This is a genomic window from Kineococcus rhizosphaerae (assembly GCF_003002055.1).
Classification (GTDB): Bacteria; Actinomycetota; Actinomycetes; order Actinomycetales; family Kineococcaceae; genus Kineococcus; species Kineococcus rhizosphaerae.
The window spans coordinates 199,976-215,129 of sequence record NZ_PVZF01000002.1; the positions used below are offsets into that span (position 1 = coordinate 199,976).

Consider the following 15,154-nt stretch of genomic DNA (forward strand, 5'->3'; position numbering starts at 1 on the left):
CGTCAGTGCGCAACCACCGGTACCGCAGACGCCGGAGGGCCGGCCGACGTCGTGTCGGCCGGCCCCGGGGTGGTGCGGGTCAGGTGGCTGGGTCAGACGTCGGCGGACTCCAGCAGCGCCGGCAGCTCCGCCTCGGCGATCGGGAACCCGGGGAACCGGGTCAGCCGCAGCAGCGGGATCGCCCGCATCATGGCGCCGTTGTGCGGGTCGAACAGCATGCCCTCCCAGGACGTCCCGGACAGCGTCGCGCGCAGCGAGGCGCCCACGCCCGGGTGGGCGAGCCAGGTCTCCAGCTCGGAGTCGAGCGCGAGCGGGGTCACGACCCCGTCCCCCGGCAGGGTGATCGTGGTGGCCAGGCGGATGTCGCGCGAGGACGCCCCGACGCGGATCCCGAACTCGCCGCCCTCGACGACCCAGCGGCCGACGGCCGTGTGCCAGAAGGAGAACGCGCGCTCGTCCAGGGTGATCACGACCTCGCGGCTCTGGCCCGGTTCGAGGCTGACCCGTGCGAAACCCTTCAGCTCCTGGTCCGGGCGCGAGACGCTCGCCTCGGTGTCGGCCACGTACACCTGCACGACCTCGCTGCCCGCGACGTCGCCGGTGTTCGTGATCGTCACGTGCACGTCCAGGCCGTCCTCGCCTGCGACGAGGTCCAGGCCGGAGTAGGCGAACGTCGTGTACGACAGCCCGTGACCGAAGGCCGCCGCCACGGGCAGGGAGTGGGCGTCGTACCAGCGGTACCCGATGAGCAGACCCTCGCCGTACCGGACGTGCCCGTGCTCGCCCGGGAAGTTGCCGATCGTGGGGTTGTCCCGGTAGGCCACCGGGATCGTCTCGGCGAGCTTGCCCGACGGGTTGACGGCGCCGGAGAGCAGGTCGGCGACCGCGGACCCGCCGGCCTGGCCGCCGAGCCAGCCCTCCAGGACCGCCTCGACCGACCCCTGCCACGGTTCCAGGTTCACGACCGACCCGTTGGCCAGCACGACGACGACGTGCGGGTTCGCCACGACGACGGCGTCCAGCAGCGCGAGCTGCGTCGGCGGCAGGTTCGTGTGCTCGCGGTCGTACCCCTCGGACTCGTACGACGACGGCAGGCCCAGGAACAGGACGACGACCTCGGCGGCCGCGGCGTGCGCGACGGCCTCGGCGACCAGGGTGGCGTCCACCTCCTCGCTCTCGGGTTCGTACCCGGCGGCGAAGGTGACCTCGCGCCCGGTGAACCGCTCCCGCAGCGCGCTGAGCGCGTCGTCGAGCTGCGTGGGGTTCACCTGCGAACTGCCGGCGCCCTGGTAGCGGGGGGAGCGGGCGAACTCGCCGACGACGGCGATGCTCCCGCCGGTGGCGGCCAGCGGCAGGATCGCGTCGGAGTTCTTCAGCAGGACCGCGCTCTGGGTCGCGGCCTCGCGGGCCAGGGCGTGGTGGGCGGCGGGGTCGAAGGTGCCCGGGTCGGCCAGCGCCGCCCGGGACTTCTCGACGAGTTCCAGGACGCGCAGCACGGCGCGGTCGAGGTCGGCGGTGGCCAGCGTCCCGGTGGCCACGGCCTCGAGCAGGCGCTGCGTCCCCGCACCCGACGAGCTGGGCATCTCCAGGTCCAGGCCGGCGCGCACCCCGTCCTCGCGGACGTCGACGGCGCCCCAGTCGGAGACGACGAGGCCCCGGAACCCCCACTCCTCGCGCAGGACCTGCGTCAGCAGCCAGGGGTCCTGCGAGGCGTAGACGCCGTTGATCTTGTTGTACGAGCACATGACGGTCCACGGCTGGGCCTTCGTCACCACCCGCTCGAAGGCGGTGAGGTAGATCTCGCGCAGCGTGCGCTCGTCGACGTCGGCGGAGATCGTCATCCGCTGCGTCTCCTGGTTGTTGGCCGCGAAGTGCTTCAGCGACGTCCCCACGCCCTGGCTCTGGACACCCTCGACCAGGGCCGCGGCGAGGTCGCCGGCCAGCACCGGGTCCTCGGAGAAGTACTCGAAGTTGCGCCCGCACAGCGGCGAACGCTTCATGTTCACCCCGGGGCCGAGCAGGACCGACACCTTCTCGGCCCGCGTCTCACGGCCCAGGGCCTCGCCGAGCCGGCGCAGCAGGTCGGTGTTCCACGAGGAGGCCAGCCCCGCGGCCGGCGGGAAGCAGGTGGCGGGCACGGAGGCGTTCAGGCCGAGGTGGTCGCCGTCCCCGGCCTGCTTGCGCAGGCCGTGCGGGCCGTCGGTGACCATGAGGGCCGGGACGCCCAGGCGCTCGACGGGTTCGGTGTGCCAGAAGTTGGACCCGTCGAGCAGGGCGGCCTTCTCCTCGAGCGTGAGCTCGGCCAGCAGCTGCGCCGGCGAGCGCGGGACGTCGGTGTCGGTCATGGCGGGAGGCTACCCCCGAAAACCGTTCAAGTGGTAGGTATTGGGGGTGAGCACTCGGGGTGAGTACGCCAAGGGGCGCGCGCGGCGCGAGCAGATCCTCACCGAGGCCGTCGCGCTGTTCGCCGGGTCCGGTTACCAGGCGGCGTCGCTGCGCGACCTCGCGGCCCGCTGCGGACTGTCCCAGGCCGGGCTGCTGCACCACGTGGGGGGCAAGGAGGCGCTGCTGCTGGCGGTGCTCCGGCAGCGCGACGTCGAGGACGCGGCCGCTCTGGAACTGCAGGCCGGGACCGGCCGCGAACGACTCGCGGCGCTGCTGGACGTGGTGCGGCGCAACGTCGGGCGCCGCGGGACCGTCGAGCTGTTCAGCGTGCTGTCCGCCGAGGCCACCTCGCCCGCCCACCCCGCGCACGCCTTCTTCGACGAGCGCTACCGGCAGGTCGTCGCCGCGCTGACCGACGCGTTCGCGGACTGCGGGCACCCCCGGCCCGGTTCCGCGGCGCGCCGGCTGGTCGCCGTCCTGGACGGCCTGCAGGTGCAGTGGCTGCTGCACCCCGACGACGTCGACATGGTCGCGGAGGTCGACGCGCAGATCGCCGTCGAACTGGCCTCGGCGGGCGGGTCGTCCCGGGTGTGGACGCAGCCCGCCGGGTGACGCCGCGGCGTCCACAGGGTCCTCCCGTCCACACGTGAGATCCCCGTGGCCGGGAGCGCGCGCCGGGCGCGCCTAGCTTTCCCGGGTGCCTGCCTCCCCACCCCCGCGTGACGGCGTCGCCCGAGCCCGGGACCTCGCGCTCCGGCAGTTCCGGACCCCCGGCGCGAGCCACGCCGCGACCTCGGCCGCGAACTCCGACGAGGAGTTCGACGAGGAGTTCGACGAGGACGACCCGGCACCCACCGCACCGTCGCCCTCCTGGCGGCGGGCGGTGGCCGACCGCACGCCGCCGGGGTTGCGGGCGGTCCGCACCCGCGTCGGGCCGCGCGCCGCGCTGGGAGTCCTCCTGGTGGGACTGCTCGTGGCCGCCGCCCTCACGTTCCTCGTCTGGCGCGGATGGCCGCGACCGGCTGCGGTGCAGGGGGAGGCGCTTCCCGCGCGCACGACCGCGCCGGTCCCGAGCGCACCCGCCACCGCGTCTCCGTCCCCCGCGGGACAGGTCTCGGGACAGTCCTCGGGGCAGGTCGTCGTCCACGTCGCGGGCCGGGTCGCCTCGACGGGTGTCGTGACCCTGGCCGCGGGCAGCCGCGTCGCCGACGCGCTGACCGCGGCGGGCGGGGCCGGCCCCGACGCCGACCTCGACGCGGTGAACCTCGCCCGGGTCCTCGTCGACGGCGAGCAGGTGCTGGTCCCCGGTCCGGGACAGGCCCCGCCCGCCGCACCGCCGGGTGTCGCCGCCGGGTCCGTTCCCGTGGCCGGGCCCGTGGACCTCAACACCGCCACGGCCGCCGACCTCGACGCCCTGCCGGGCGTGGGGGAGGTCCTCGCCGGGCGGATCGTCGCCTGGCGGCGGGAGAACGGCAGGTTCTCCAGCGTCGACGACCTCGGGGAGGTGCAGGGCATCGGGCCGAAGGTGCTGGAGGGCCTGCGGGACCTGGTGAGGGTGTGAGCGCGCCACCGGTCCCGCTCGACCTGCGCCTGGCGGCCGTGGCCGTCGCCGCGTGGGCGACCGCGTTCGGTGCCACCGGCGCCCCGGGGTGGCGGCCCGTGCTGGTGGGCGCCGGCGTGCTGGTCGCGGCGGTGGGGTTCCTCGTCGCGGCCGGCCGCGGGGCCCGCGGCGTCCTCGTGCTCGCCGGCTGCCTGCTGGTGCTCCTCTCGGTGGCCCTGCAGCACGGCCGGTCCACCGCCGGCGGGGTGCAGGACCTCGCGCATCGCACGGTGTCCGGGACGTTCACCGCGACCGTGACGTCCGACCCGCACGCCCTGCCCGCGCTGCACGAGGGCGACGCGCCGCGGGTGGTGCTCGACGTCCGGCTGCGCCGGGTCAGCGCCCGGGGCGCGACGACGGCCCTGGCCGCGCCCGCCACGGTGTTCGCCCCCGCCGACGGGTGGCGCGCCGTCCGCTGGGGGGACCGCGTCGCGTTCGGCGGGCGCCTCGGCCCGGCCGAGCCGGGGGACCGGTCCGTCGTCGTGGTCTCGGCGCGGGCCCTGGACGCGACCCACCGCCCCGGCGGGCCGCTGACCGTCGCCGAGCGGCTGCGCACGGGGTTGCGCGACGCCGTCGCGGACCAGCCGCGGGACGCGCGCGGGTTGCTGCCGGGCCTGGTCGTGGGGGACACCAGCGAGCTGCCCGACGACCTCGAGGCCGCGATGAAGCAGGTCGGGCTGACGCACCTCACCGCCGTCAGCGGGTCGAACACGACGCTGGTCGTGGGGTTCGTCGTCCTCGTCGCGTCGTGGCTGGGGTTCGGCCGGCGGTCGCGGCTGCTGGTCGCCGGGGTGGGACTGGTGGGTTTCGTCGTGCTGGCCCGGCCGGACCCGAGCGTGCTGCGGGCGGCCGTGATGGGCGGGGTCGGTCTGGCCGGTCTGGCGGCCGGGCGGCCCGTGCGGGGGGTCCCCGTGGTGGGGGCGGCGGTCGTGGTGCTGCTCGTCGCCGACCCGTGGCTGGCCCGGGAGTACGGGTTCGTCCTGTCGGTCCTGGCCACGACGGCGCTGGTGCTGCTGGCCCGGCCCTGGGCCGAACGGCTCACCGGCGCCGGGCTGCCGCGGGTCGTCGCGTACTCCCTGGCGGTCCCCGCTGCGGCGCAGGCGGTGTGCGGGCCGGTCGTGGTCCTGCTGCAGCCGTCGGTGAACCTCGTGACGATCCCCGCGAACGTCCTGGTCGCCCCGGCGGTCGCGCCCGCGACGGTCATCGGCCTGGCCGCCACGCTGCTCTCGCCCCTGTGGCCGGGCGGGGCGGCGCTGCTGGCGTGGCCCGCGGGGTGGTGCGCGTGGTGGATCGCCGCCGTGACCCGGGGCTGCGCCCGGTTGCCGACGTCGCTGGAGGTCCCGGCCGGGGCGGCGGGTTTCGTCGTGGTCGTGCTGCTGACGCTGCTGGTCGTCGCGGCCGTCGCAGCGGTCGTCCGGTTCCGGCGTTCGGGGCGGCGGTGGTTGGCCGTGGCCGCGGTGCTGCTCCTGGTGGCCGTGCTCCTCGTGCGGTGCGCACCCCGCTGGGGTGGGCCGTCGGGGCCGTGGCCGCCACCGGACTGGCTCGTGGTGGGCTGCGACGTCGGCCAGGGCGACGCGCTCGTGCTGCGGTCCGGGCCGGCGTCGGCGGTGCTGGTGGACGCCGGCCCCGACGACGTCCTCGTCGACGGCTGCCTGGACCGGCTGGGGGTGCGGCGGCTGGACGCGGTGGTGCTCACCCACTTCCACGCCGACCACGTCGGGGGTCTGGCCGGGGCCCTGCGGGGCCGGCCGGTGGGCCGGGTCCTCGTCTCCCCGCTCGCGGTCGAACCCGCCGCCCGCGGCGTGCGACGGACGGTCGGTGCGGTCGAGGTCACCGAAGCCGTCGCGGGCCAGCGGGGATCGGCCGGGACCGTGCGCTGGACGGTCCTGGCGCCCGAACCCTCGGTGGCGCAGCTCGCAGCACCGGACTCCTCGCAGGTCAACGACTCCAGCCTCGTGCTGCTCGCCGACGTCGCCGGGGTGAGCGTCCTGCTCACCGGTGACCTCGAACGCGACGGTCAGCGGGCGGTGCTCTCGCACTGGCCCGAGGGCGCGAGCGTCGACGTCGTCAAGGTCGCCCACCACGGCTCGGCCAACCAGGACCGGCGGTTCTACGCCCGGGTGCGGCCGCGGATCGCGCTCGTGGAGGTGGGGGAGGTCAACGACTACGGCCACCCGGCCGCGGGGACGTTGGACCTGCTCACGCGGACCGGGGCCCGGGTGCTGCGCACCGACACCGGCGGCGACGTCGCGGTCGCCGGGACGGCCGCGGCGCTGCGGACCGTGGTGCGCGGGTCGGACCCGCGGCAGGCCGCGCGGCGCGCGCAGAACTCCGACGGGTGAAGGGGCACGGTCGTGAGGACCGCCGGGTTCTTGCGCTGCGAGTGCTCCCCTCCACCGGCCGCGGTGCGTCGTCTCCGTCCGGGAGGAAACCACGCCGGGTTCGTGCTCGGCCTCCTCGACGGTGCCGGGATCTGCTCCGGACTCCGTGAGGGGCTCGGCGAGCTGCCCGCCCCGGGCAACGACGACCGCGGGGTCCGCTGCGGTGACGGGTGCGCGGGCAGGCCGAGACGGCGTCGACGGTGTCCACCGGCGTCGACCTGGAGGCGGCCGGGCGAGACGTAACAAACATTTAACTCCGTGAACAGCGTGTTTCCCCGCGCCTGCTCGGGCGGGCACCGCGCCGCACGACCGCGCCGTCGCGTCGTGCTGCGCGAGGACGCTCGCGCCGGACGGTTCGTCCGTGACGGTGCCAGCACATCAACTGTGCCGCAGGGGAAGCGGTCGATCCGACGAGCGTGGGCCCCGTGCGGGCCGCCGGTTCCACGACGGTTCCACCCCCCAGCACCACGTCCCGCCACCCGCCTGGTCCGCGGTGTCGGTCCGGTGTCCGAACACGCCGTGGCGGCTGCGACCCTGTCCCGGTGACCCAGACCACCCTCCTCACGGCCGACGTCGTCGTGCCGCTGGCCGGGGCCGGGCCCGAGCGGCACCGTGTCCTCGCCCCCGGGGCCGTCGTCGTCGACGGCCAGACGATCCTCGCCGTCGGTGGTCCCGCCGAACTGCGGGCTGCCCACCCCGAGGCCGTCGTCCACGAACTGCCCGGACGTGTCCTCATGCCCGGCCTGGTCAACGCCCACCACCACTCCGGGCTGCTGCGCGGGACGGCGGAGCACCTGCCGGTGTGGGAGTGGCTGCGTCTGCACATCGACCCGATGCACCGGGTGCTGCGGCCCGAGGAGGCCGAAGCCGCAGCGTGGCTCTGCTACGCCGAGGGTCTGCTCTCAGGCACCACGACGGTCGTCGACATGTGGCGCTACCTCGACGGGGCAGCCCGGGCCGCGCTCCAGCTCGGCAACCGCCTCGTCACCGTGAACTACGTCGGCGCCCACCCCGACCACGACTACTTCGACACCCTCGACGACAACGAACGCCTGCTGAAGGAGTGGTCCGGCGCGGCCGGGGGCCGGATCGTCCCCTGGGTCGGTCTGGAGCACCCCTTCTACGCCGACGAGGCCGGGCAGCGCCGGGCCATCGCGCTGGCCGGTGAGTACGGCACCGGGCTGTACACGCACTGCTCCGAGGCCGAGATCGAGGTCGAGCAGTTCCAGCAGCGCTACGGAGCTCGCCCGGTGCACGCCCTGGACCGGCTGGGTTTCTTCGACACCCCGAACACCGTGCTGGCCCACGCGGTCTGGCTCGACGACTCCGAGATCGAGCTCCTCGCCGCCCGCCGCGGGGGCGTCTCGCACAACCCCGTCAGCAACATGAAGCTCGCCAGCGGTTTCGCCCCCGTCGCCGAGCTCCTGGCCGCCGGGGTCGCCGTCGGGATCGGCAGCGACGGGGAGAAGGAGAACAACAACCTCGACCTGTTCGAGGAGATGAAGGTCGCGTCCCTGCTGGGCAAGCTGCGCGTGATGGACGCGGCCGCGATGGACTCCTGGCAGGTCCTGGAGATGGCCACCCGCGGCGGCGCCCGGGCCATGGGCCTGGACGAGACGACCGGGTCGCTGGAAGCAGGCAAGCAGGCGGACCTCATCGCCGTGCGGCTCGACACCCCGCGGATGACCCCGTTGTTCACCGACGGCCCGTACGCCAACGTCCACCACAACCTCGTCCACGCCGTCCGCGGCTCCGACGTCGACCTGACCATGGTGGCGGGACAGGTCGTGGTCCGCGACGGCCGCCTCGTCACCGCCGACCTGCACGAGATCATCTCCCGGGCGAACTCCCTCGTCCCGGACCTGTTCGCCCGCCGCAGCGCGTGGCTCGCCGAGAACGGCGAGCCGGAAGGAGTCATGCCGTGACCGACCAGGCACCTCACCAGACCCCCGTCACCGAGACCGACCTCGCCCGGCTGCGCGACGCCATCGCGGTGTCCCGCCGCTCCCGCGACCGCGGTCAGCACCCCTTCGGTGCGGTGCTCACCGACCCTTCCGGTGCCGTCGTCCTGGAGTCGGAGAACAGCGTCCCGGCCGACGGCGACTGCACCGCGCACGCGGAACTCAAGCTGGCGCGCGCCGCGTTCCAGGCGTTCGGGGCCAGCGCCCTGGCGGGGTTCACGCTGTACACCAGCGCCGAGGCGTGCGCCATGTGCTCCGGGGCGATCTACTGGTCCGGCATCGGCCGGGTCGTGCACGCCATGAGCGAGGCCCGGCTCGGCGAGCTCACCGGCGACCACGAGGAGAACCCCACGATGGCGCTCTCCAGCGCCGCCGTCCTCAACGCGGGACAGCGCGTCGTGCTCGTCGCCGGGCCGGCGCTGGCCGACGAAGCGGCCGCGGTCCACGAGGGGTTCTGGAACTGACGTGCCGGACCTGACGTGCTGGACGTGACGTGAAGCTCTCGGAGCTGGTGGGGATCCACAGCCTCGGGCTGCGGGTCGTCGTGGGCGGCGGGGACGTCGGGGACCTCCCCGTCACCGCCGCCTACATCACCGACCTGCCCGACCCGTCGAGGTTCCTCGTCCCCGGCATCGTCGTCCTCTCCAGCGGGCTGTGGGTCGACCGGCCCGGCGGTGTGGAGCGTTTCGTGGGCGCCCTCGTCGCGGCCGGCGCCACAGCGCTGGTCCTGGGGACGGTGGAGATCGGGGAGATCCCGCCCGAGGTGGTCGAGGCCTGCCGGCGCGAGGGCCTGGTCCTCGCCACGGTCCCCGACGACGTGTCGTTCGGGGCGGTGGTGCAGAGCGTGGTCGAGACCGTCGCCGTCCTGGGCGCGGGCGACGCCCCGGGGGTGGAGCTCGGGGAACGGGTGCAGCAGGCCGTCGCCGACGGTGCCCTGGACGACGCGCTGGCCCTGGTCCACACCGCGTACGGGGTGGCGTGCTGGGTCGTCGACGACGTCGGCGCCCCGCTGGCCACCGCCGGGGCGGTCGGGGTCGAGCACATCGCCCGGGCGTGGTCCCGCGCGGTGGGCGGCGAGGAGGTCACGAGCTGGCCGCTCGGCCCGGCCTCCTCCCGCGCCGTCCTCACCGCGCAGCGCTCCCGGCGCGACCTCGGACCGGCCGCGACCCGCGTCCTGGAAGCGCTCGCGGCAGCGCTGCGGCCCGAACTGCGCTTCGCCCGCCGTTCGCGTCGTGCGCGCTGGGAGCGGGTGTCCGCGCTGCTCGCGGCGACGGTGGACGAGTCCCTGCCGCCGGGGGAGGTCTCCGCCCTGCTGCGGCTGGTCGGCCTGGACCCGCAGGGCGGGCTGCGGGTGCTCGTCGCCCGCACGGACGATCTCGGGTTCCCCGCGGAGGCGGTGGCCGAGCTGCTCACCCGGCTGTGCACGGGCCCGGGGGTCCGTGCCGCCGTCTGCCTGCACGAGGGGGCCGCGACGGCGGTGCTGTCCGAGATCGCGGAGGTCGCGGACCTGCGCGACCGCCTGGCGGGCGGGCTGCCCGAACCCGTCGACCTGCTGGACGGGCGCACCCTCGTCATCGCCGCCAGCGACCCGGTGAACGGCGTGAGCCGGCTCGCCTCCGCGCACGCCGTCGCCCGTGAGCGGCTCGTGGAGTTCGACGCGGCACCGCACCCCGCGGCGGGAGCGGGGCTGGTCCTGGTGGACTCCTCGGCCAGCGGGGACCACCGCTCACTGCTGCGGATGCTGTCCCTGCCCGCCCGCGACGCGTTCGCCGCGAGCGTCCTCGGCGAGCTGGAGGAGTACGACCGCCGGCACGGGGGCGACCTCGTGACGACGGTCGAGATCTTCCTGGACCGGGGAGGTTCCTGGCAGGACGCCGCCCGCGCTCTGCACGTCCACCCCAACACCCTGCGGTACCGCATCGGCCGCGTCGAGGAACTCACCCACCGCGACCTGACCACCACGCAGGACCGCGTCGACGTGTTCCTCGCGCTGCGGTGCCGGGGCAGCGTCGACAACCGCAGTTGAACGAAGGCTGGCCCCGTACCGCGGGGACACCGGCGAACCCCCGTGCCCCTCACGGCGCCGCTCGGGCCTGGGTCGATCCACCGCGCCCGGATCCCCGGAGGTCCGCCCGTGTTCCACCTCGGTTTCTTCACGTGCTTCGCCTCCGACGAGTGGAACGGTCCGCTGGCCGGGCACTCGGCGAGCTTCGCCGACGGCCGCTTCCACGTCGACACCGCGCGCGACCTGGAACGTGCCTGCTTCGACTTCGTCCTCCACGAGGACTCCCTCGCCGTGCCGGAGGTCTTCGGGGGTTCGCGCGACGTGTACCTCGAAGAGGCGCTCGTCACGCCCGAGCACGACCCGGTGCCGCTGACCGTCGCCGTCGGCGCGCACACCCCCCGCACCGGCGTGGCCGCGACGACGTCGACGACCTTCCACTCCCCGTTCGCCCTGGCGCGGTTGTCCTCGACCGTGGACGGACTGACCCCTGGACGGTTCGGCTGGAACACGGCGACGTCGACGGGCGACGGCGTGGCGGCTGACTTCGGTGCGCCGCAGCTGCTCGACCACGACGACCGGTACGACCTGGCCGACGAGTTCGTCGACGCCGCGGAGGCGCTGTGGAACTCCCGGGACGAGGGGGCGGTCGTGATGGACCACGCCACCGGCCGCTGCGCCGACCTGGCGCGGGTGCGCCCGGCGGACTTCCGGGGACGGTGGCTGCGCACCCGGGGCCCGCTGGACACCGTGCCGTCCCCGCAGCGCCGTCCGGTGCTCGTCCAGGCCGGCGCCTCGGACCGGGGCCGGGCCTTCGCCGCCCGCAACGCCGAGGTCGTCGTCGCGACCGCACGCGGGATCGAGGCGATGCGGGCCTACCGCGACGACGTCCGGGCCCGGATGGTGGAGTCCGGTCGCGATCCGGACTCCTGCGAGGTGCTCTTCCTCGTCACCCCGATCGTCGGTCGCACCGGCGAAGAGGCCCGCGCGCAGCACGACGACTTAACCCGGACCCGCCGCCACCAGGTCGACGTGCTGGCCCGGTTGTCCGCCTACACCGGCCACGACCTGTCGGTCCACGACCTCGACGCACCGTTGCCGCCGATCGCGACGGAGGGCAGCGCGGGGCTGCTGGCCCGCCTCGCGCAGTGGGGCAGCAGGAAGAGCCTGCGCCAGTGCCTGGCGGAGATGGGGTTCGCCTCCGACTGCCTGGACCTGGTCGGGACCGCGGAGTCGGTGGCCGAGGAGATGGCGGCGGCGATGGAGGAGGTCGGTGGGGACGGGTTCCTGCTCGGGGCCCCCGGGTTCCAGCCGAGCCGCGTCCACGTCGCCTCGATCACCGAGGCGCTGGTGCCCGCCCTGCAGCGGCGCGGTGTCGTCCGCTCCCGCTCCGAGTTCGAGACGTTCCGGCAGAACCTGCCGGCCTTCTGAGACGCGGCGCTCACGGGACCCGCAGGGTGGGGATGCCGTGAGCGCGCTCGTCGGGGCGGCGGACGAGTTCCACGCCGTGCAGCTCCTCGAGGAGCACCTCGCCGGTGTAGTGGGTGGTGGCGCTCAGCACGTGCCCGGCGTAGCCGAGGGCGGCGGCACCCTTCACCCCGACGGCGGCGTGCAGGTGGACGACGAGGTCACCGTCGGGGCCGGGCGCCACGGTGCCGCTGGCGGTGCCCTCGACGTGGTGGACGACGACCGAGCGGGGCAGCGGCAGGTCGGGGTCGGCCACCGGGTCGGCGGTCCCGATGAGCTCGACCCGGGTGAAGGCGCCGAGGAACGCCGTCACCGCGGCCTGGCGCACGCCGTGGTCGCGGCAGGCGGTGGCCAGGGCGGTGACGACCTCGTCCCCGGGTTCCAGCACGACGAGGAGACGGCGTCCGACGGTCACGGGGGTGCTGAGCACGGGGTCCTCCAGGGGGTCAGGTCCCCCCAGCGTCCCAGTGCACCGCCCGCCGGTCCTCGGCGCTGCCACCGACACCGCCGGTCCTGCCGGCCCGTCGTCCCGTGGCGGGGGAGACGGCGGGCACGACCGCAACGCCTGCGAAACACGACGGCAACGACGTGGTCGGCGGCACCGGGCCGAGGGATCGCAGGTGCCTGAGGTTCGTCGGATCGCACGTGGTGGGCCGTGCTGCCCGACAGGTGTACTTCGCGGGAGCGCAGCACCTCCCCCCCCCCGAACGAGGAGATCACCGCAGTGGACATCTCGAGGCGACGCCTGAACTCCCTGGCCGCGGTCGGAGCCCTCGCCGCGCTGGGTCTGAGCGCCTGCGGTGGTGACGACAGCAGTGCGTCCAGCGGATCCGGTGGCTCGGGCGGTTCGGGGGACTTCGGCGACATCGGGGTCCAGCTGTCGTACATCAAGAACATCGAGTTCGCCGGCAACTACCTGGCCGTGGACGACGGCCACTACACCGACGCCGGGTTCGGGACCGTGACCCTGACCGCCGGCGGCTCCTCGGCGACCAACGCCGAGGCCCAGGTCGCCTCGGGGAAGTCGTTCATCGGGATCAGCTCCCCGCTCATCACCGCCCCCGCCGTGGTGGCCGGTGCGGAGATCAAGATCATCGCGGCGGACTACCAGAAGAACCCCTTCGACATCGTCTCGCTGAAGTCGGCGCCGCTGAGCACCCCGGCGGACCTGAAGGGCAAGACCGTCGCGGTCTCGGACTTCAACAGCCTCGTGTTCCAGGCGTTCATGGCGGCGAACCGCCTCAGCAAGACCGACGTCACCATCGTCCCCTACACCGACGGCGAGGCGCAGCTGGCCAGCGGCCAGGTGCAGGGTTACCTCGGGTACACCACCGACTTCTCCGGCGTCGCGGGCAACGACGACCAGGCCACGACGGAGTTCCTGCTCGCCGACAACGGCCTGCCCATGGTCGGGGAGGTCGTGCTCGCCGCGCAGAGCACGATCGACGACGACCGCGACAAGCTCAAGGCCTACCTGGTCGCCACCATCAAGGGCTGGAAGGACGCCCTCGCCGACCCCGAGCTGGCCGTGAAGACCACCGTCGAGGACTACGGCAAGGACCAGGACCTGGACTCCGCCAACCAGCTCAGCGCGTTCACCAAGCAGACCACCCTCATGGTCACCGAGGACACGAAGGCCCACGGCCTCTTCACCATCACCCCCGACCTCGTCGACGACACCGTCGCCGGTCTGCAGCTGGCCGACATCGACATCACGGCGGAGCAGTTGTTCGACACCACCGTCATCGCCGAGGTGTACCAGGAGAACCCGGACCTCGTCTGAACCCCCGACCCGACCAGAGGAGGATCCCGTGACCGGCATCGCACTGCAGGGGCTGTCGAAGACGTTCTCGATGGGACGCCAGCGCGTCGCGGCCCTCCAGGACATCGACCTGCTCACCCCCGAGGGGTCCTTCACCTCGTTGCTGGGACCCTCCGGCTGCGGGAAGTCGACCATCCTGCGGATCCTCGCGGGCCTGGACCGGCCCTCGGTGGGTTCTGCGACCGTGAACGGCGCGGTGCCGGGGACGAAGCGGCGCGGGAGCGGGGAACGGCTGGGCATCGCGTTCCAGGACAGCGCCCTGCTGCCCTGGCGCAGCGTCCGCACGAACATCCGGCTCCCGCTGGAGATCGCCCGCCGCTCCGACGACGCGACCGTCGACGAACTGGTCGAACTCGTCGGCCTGCGGGGTTTCGAGGACGCGCGGCCCGCGCAGCTGTCCGGCGGCATGCGCCAGCGCGTCGCCATCGCGCGGTCGCTGGCGCTGCGCCCGGACTACCTCCTGCTCGACGAACCCTTCGGGGCGCTGGACGACATGACCCGTCAGCGCCTGAACCTGGAGCTCCAGCGGATCTGGAGCGAGCGTCCCGTGACGACCCTGATGGTCACCCACGGCATCTCCGAGGCCGTCCTGCTCTCCGACCAGGTCGCGGTGATGTCGGCGCGGCCCGGACGCGTCGTGGAGGTCGTCGACATCGACCTGCCGCGGCCGCGGACGGCGGCGACCCTGCGCACCCCGGAGTTCCACGCCCACGTGGACCGGCTGTCCCAGCTGCTCTTCGAGGCGCACTCGTGAGGCGCACGGGCCTGCGGGCGGCGCTGGTCAACCCAGCGGTCGGGGGCAGCGTCGGCATCCTCGGGCTGCTGGTGATCTGGACGGTCTGCGCGACCCTGCTGCCCAGCTCGGTGATCCTGCCCACCCCCTGGGCCTCGGTCGCCGACATCCGCGACTCCGCGACCCGGTACTACCTGCCCAACCTCGCCGTCACCCTGCACCGCGCCGGCTGGGGGTACCTGTGGGGCAACCTCGCCGGCCTGGCGGCGGCGACCCTGGTGCTACTGGTGCCGAAGCTGGAGGAGATCGTCACCCAGCTCGGGGTCATCAGCCAGTGCCTGCCGATCACCGCGGTCGGCCCGATCGTCGTCCTGATGTTCGGCGGGGGCACGACCTCGATCTTCCTGTCCGCGCTGCTGGTGTTCTTCACGACCATGGTCGGCGCGATCCTGGGCCTGCGCTCCACCGGGGCGACCGTCCTGGACGTCGTGGACGCCTACGGCGGAAACCGGTTCACCCGCATCCGCAAGGTGCAGCTCATCGGCGCGGTGCCCGCGGTGTTCACCGCGCTGAAGATCGCCGTCCCCGGCGCGATCCTCGGCGCGGTCGTCGGGGAGTACCTCGGCGGGATCGACAGCGGGGTGGGGGTCGCGCTGGCCGCGGCCCAGCGCGAGCAGTCCGGGGACCGGGTCTGGGCCCTGTCCATCGTGGCCGGGCTGGTGTCCCTGCTGGGGTACGGCCTGGTCGGTCTCGTCGGCCGTTGGGCCACCCCCTGGTCGCGCCCGTCCCGCAGGAACGCCTGA

12 protein-coding genes are annotated in these 15,154 nt (G+C 74.3%); 10 read left to right on the forward strand and 2 right to left on the reverse strand.

All coding sequences use genetic code 11. The features are described from left to right. Positions 1-92: 92 nt before the first annotated feature. On the reverse strand, positions 93-2,345 hold the full coding sequence (locus CLV37_RS05150) for a glycoside hydrolase family 3 C-terminal domain-containing protein (protein WP_106207823.1): 2,253 nt from the start codon (positions 2,343-2,345) through the stop codon (positions 93-95). A 46-nt stretch (positions 2,346-2,391) separates the two neighbouring features. On the opposite strand from CLV37_RS05150, the gene CLV37_RS05155 reads away from it, so the two are divergent. The 7 genes from CLV37_RS05155 (at position 2,392) to CLV37_RS05180 (ending at position 11,760) form a co-directional block, all read left to right on the forward strand. After that, a complete protein-coding gene (locus tag CLV37_RS05155; protein ID WP_211298410.1) occupies positions 2,392-2,997 on the forward strand; it encodes a TetR/AcrR family transcriptional regulator in 606 nt (201 codons plus the stop codon). Positions 2,998-3,082: 85 nt separating this feature from the next. Continuing rightward, positions 3,083-3,946, forward strand: coding sequence for a ComEA family DNA-binding protein (locus tag CLV37_RS27395; RefSeq protein ID WP_211298411.1), 864 nt, complete (start codon positions 3,083-3,085; stop codon positions 3,944-3,946). Next, entirely contained in the window at positions 3,943-6,327 is a 2,385-nt protein-coding gene (locus CLV37_RS05160; RefSeq protein WP_170127064.1) for a ComEC/Rec2 family competence protein, read from the forward strand. The genes CLV37_RS27395 and CLV37_RS05160 overlap by 4 nt, the downstream gene beginning before the upstream one ends. Before the next feature lie 581 nt (positions 6,328-6,908). Continuing rightward, a complete protein-coding gene (locus tag CLV37_RS05165; protein ID WP_106207829.1) occupies positions 6,909-8,291 on the forward strand; it encodes an amidohydrolase family protein in 1,383 nt (460 codons plus the stop codon). Then, positions 8,288-8,791: a nucleoside deaminase gene (locus CLV37_RS05170; RefSeq protein WP_106207831.1), complete on the forward strand. Its 504-nt coding sequence runs from the start codon at positions 8,288-8,290 to the stop codon at positions 8,789-8,791. Before CLV37_RS05165 ends, CLV37_RS05170 begins: the two co-directional genes overlap by 4 nt. Before the next feature lie 29 nt (positions 8,792-8,820). Next, a complete protein-coding gene (locus CLV37_RS05175; protein WP_106207833.1) occupies positions 8,821-10,353 on the forward strand; it encodes a PucR family transcriptional regulator in 1,533 nt (510 codons plus the stop codon). A gap of 108 nt (positions 10,354-10,461) precedes the next feature. Next, positions 10,462-11,760 (forward strand): NtaA/DmoA family FMN-dependent monooxygenase, encoded by a 1,299-nt coding sequence (locus CLV37_RS05180; RefSeq protein ID WP_170127065.1) that lies wholly within the window; start codon positions 10,462-10,464, stop codon positions 11,758-11,760. Positions 11,761-11,770: 10 nt separating this feature from the next. Here the strand turns inward: CLV37_RS05180 and CLV37_RS27400 are convergent, their stop codons facing one another. After that, positions 11,771-12,226: a PPC domain-containing DNA-binding protein gene (locus tag CLV37_RS27400; protein ID WP_170127066.1), complete on the reverse strand. Its 456-nt coding sequence runs from the start codon at positions 12,224-12,226 to the stop codon at positions 11,771-11,773. Positions 12,227-12,520: 294 nt separating this feature from the next. Between CLV37_RS27400 and CLV37_RS05190 the strand changes: the two genes are divergently transcribed. From CLV37_RS05190 to CLV37_RS05200, 3 genes are all read left to right on the forward strand, one after another. Beyond that, positions 12,521-13,579 carry an ABC transporter substrate-binding protein gene (locus CLV37_RS05190; protein WP_170127067.1) on the forward strand — a complete coding sequence of 353 codons (1,059 nt, stop codon included), beginning with the start codon at positions 12,521-12,523 and terminating at the stop codon, positions 13,577-13,579. Positions 13,580-13,649: 70 nt separating this feature from the next. Then, the gene (locus tag CLV37_RS05195; protein WP_106208534.1) at positions 13,650-14,372 is read left to right on the forward strand and encodes an ABC transporter ATP-binding protein; all 723 of its coding nucleotides are present in this window, start codon (positions 13,650-13,652) and stop codon (positions 14,370-14,372) included. Next, positions 14,369-15,154 (forward strand): ABC transporter permease, encoded by a 786-nt coding sequence (locus CLV37_RS05200; RefSeq protein ID WP_106207839.1) that lies wholly within the window; start codon positions 14,369-14,371, stop codon positions 15,152-15,154. Before CLV37_RS05195 ends, CLV37_RS05200 begins: the two co-directional genes overlap by 4 nt.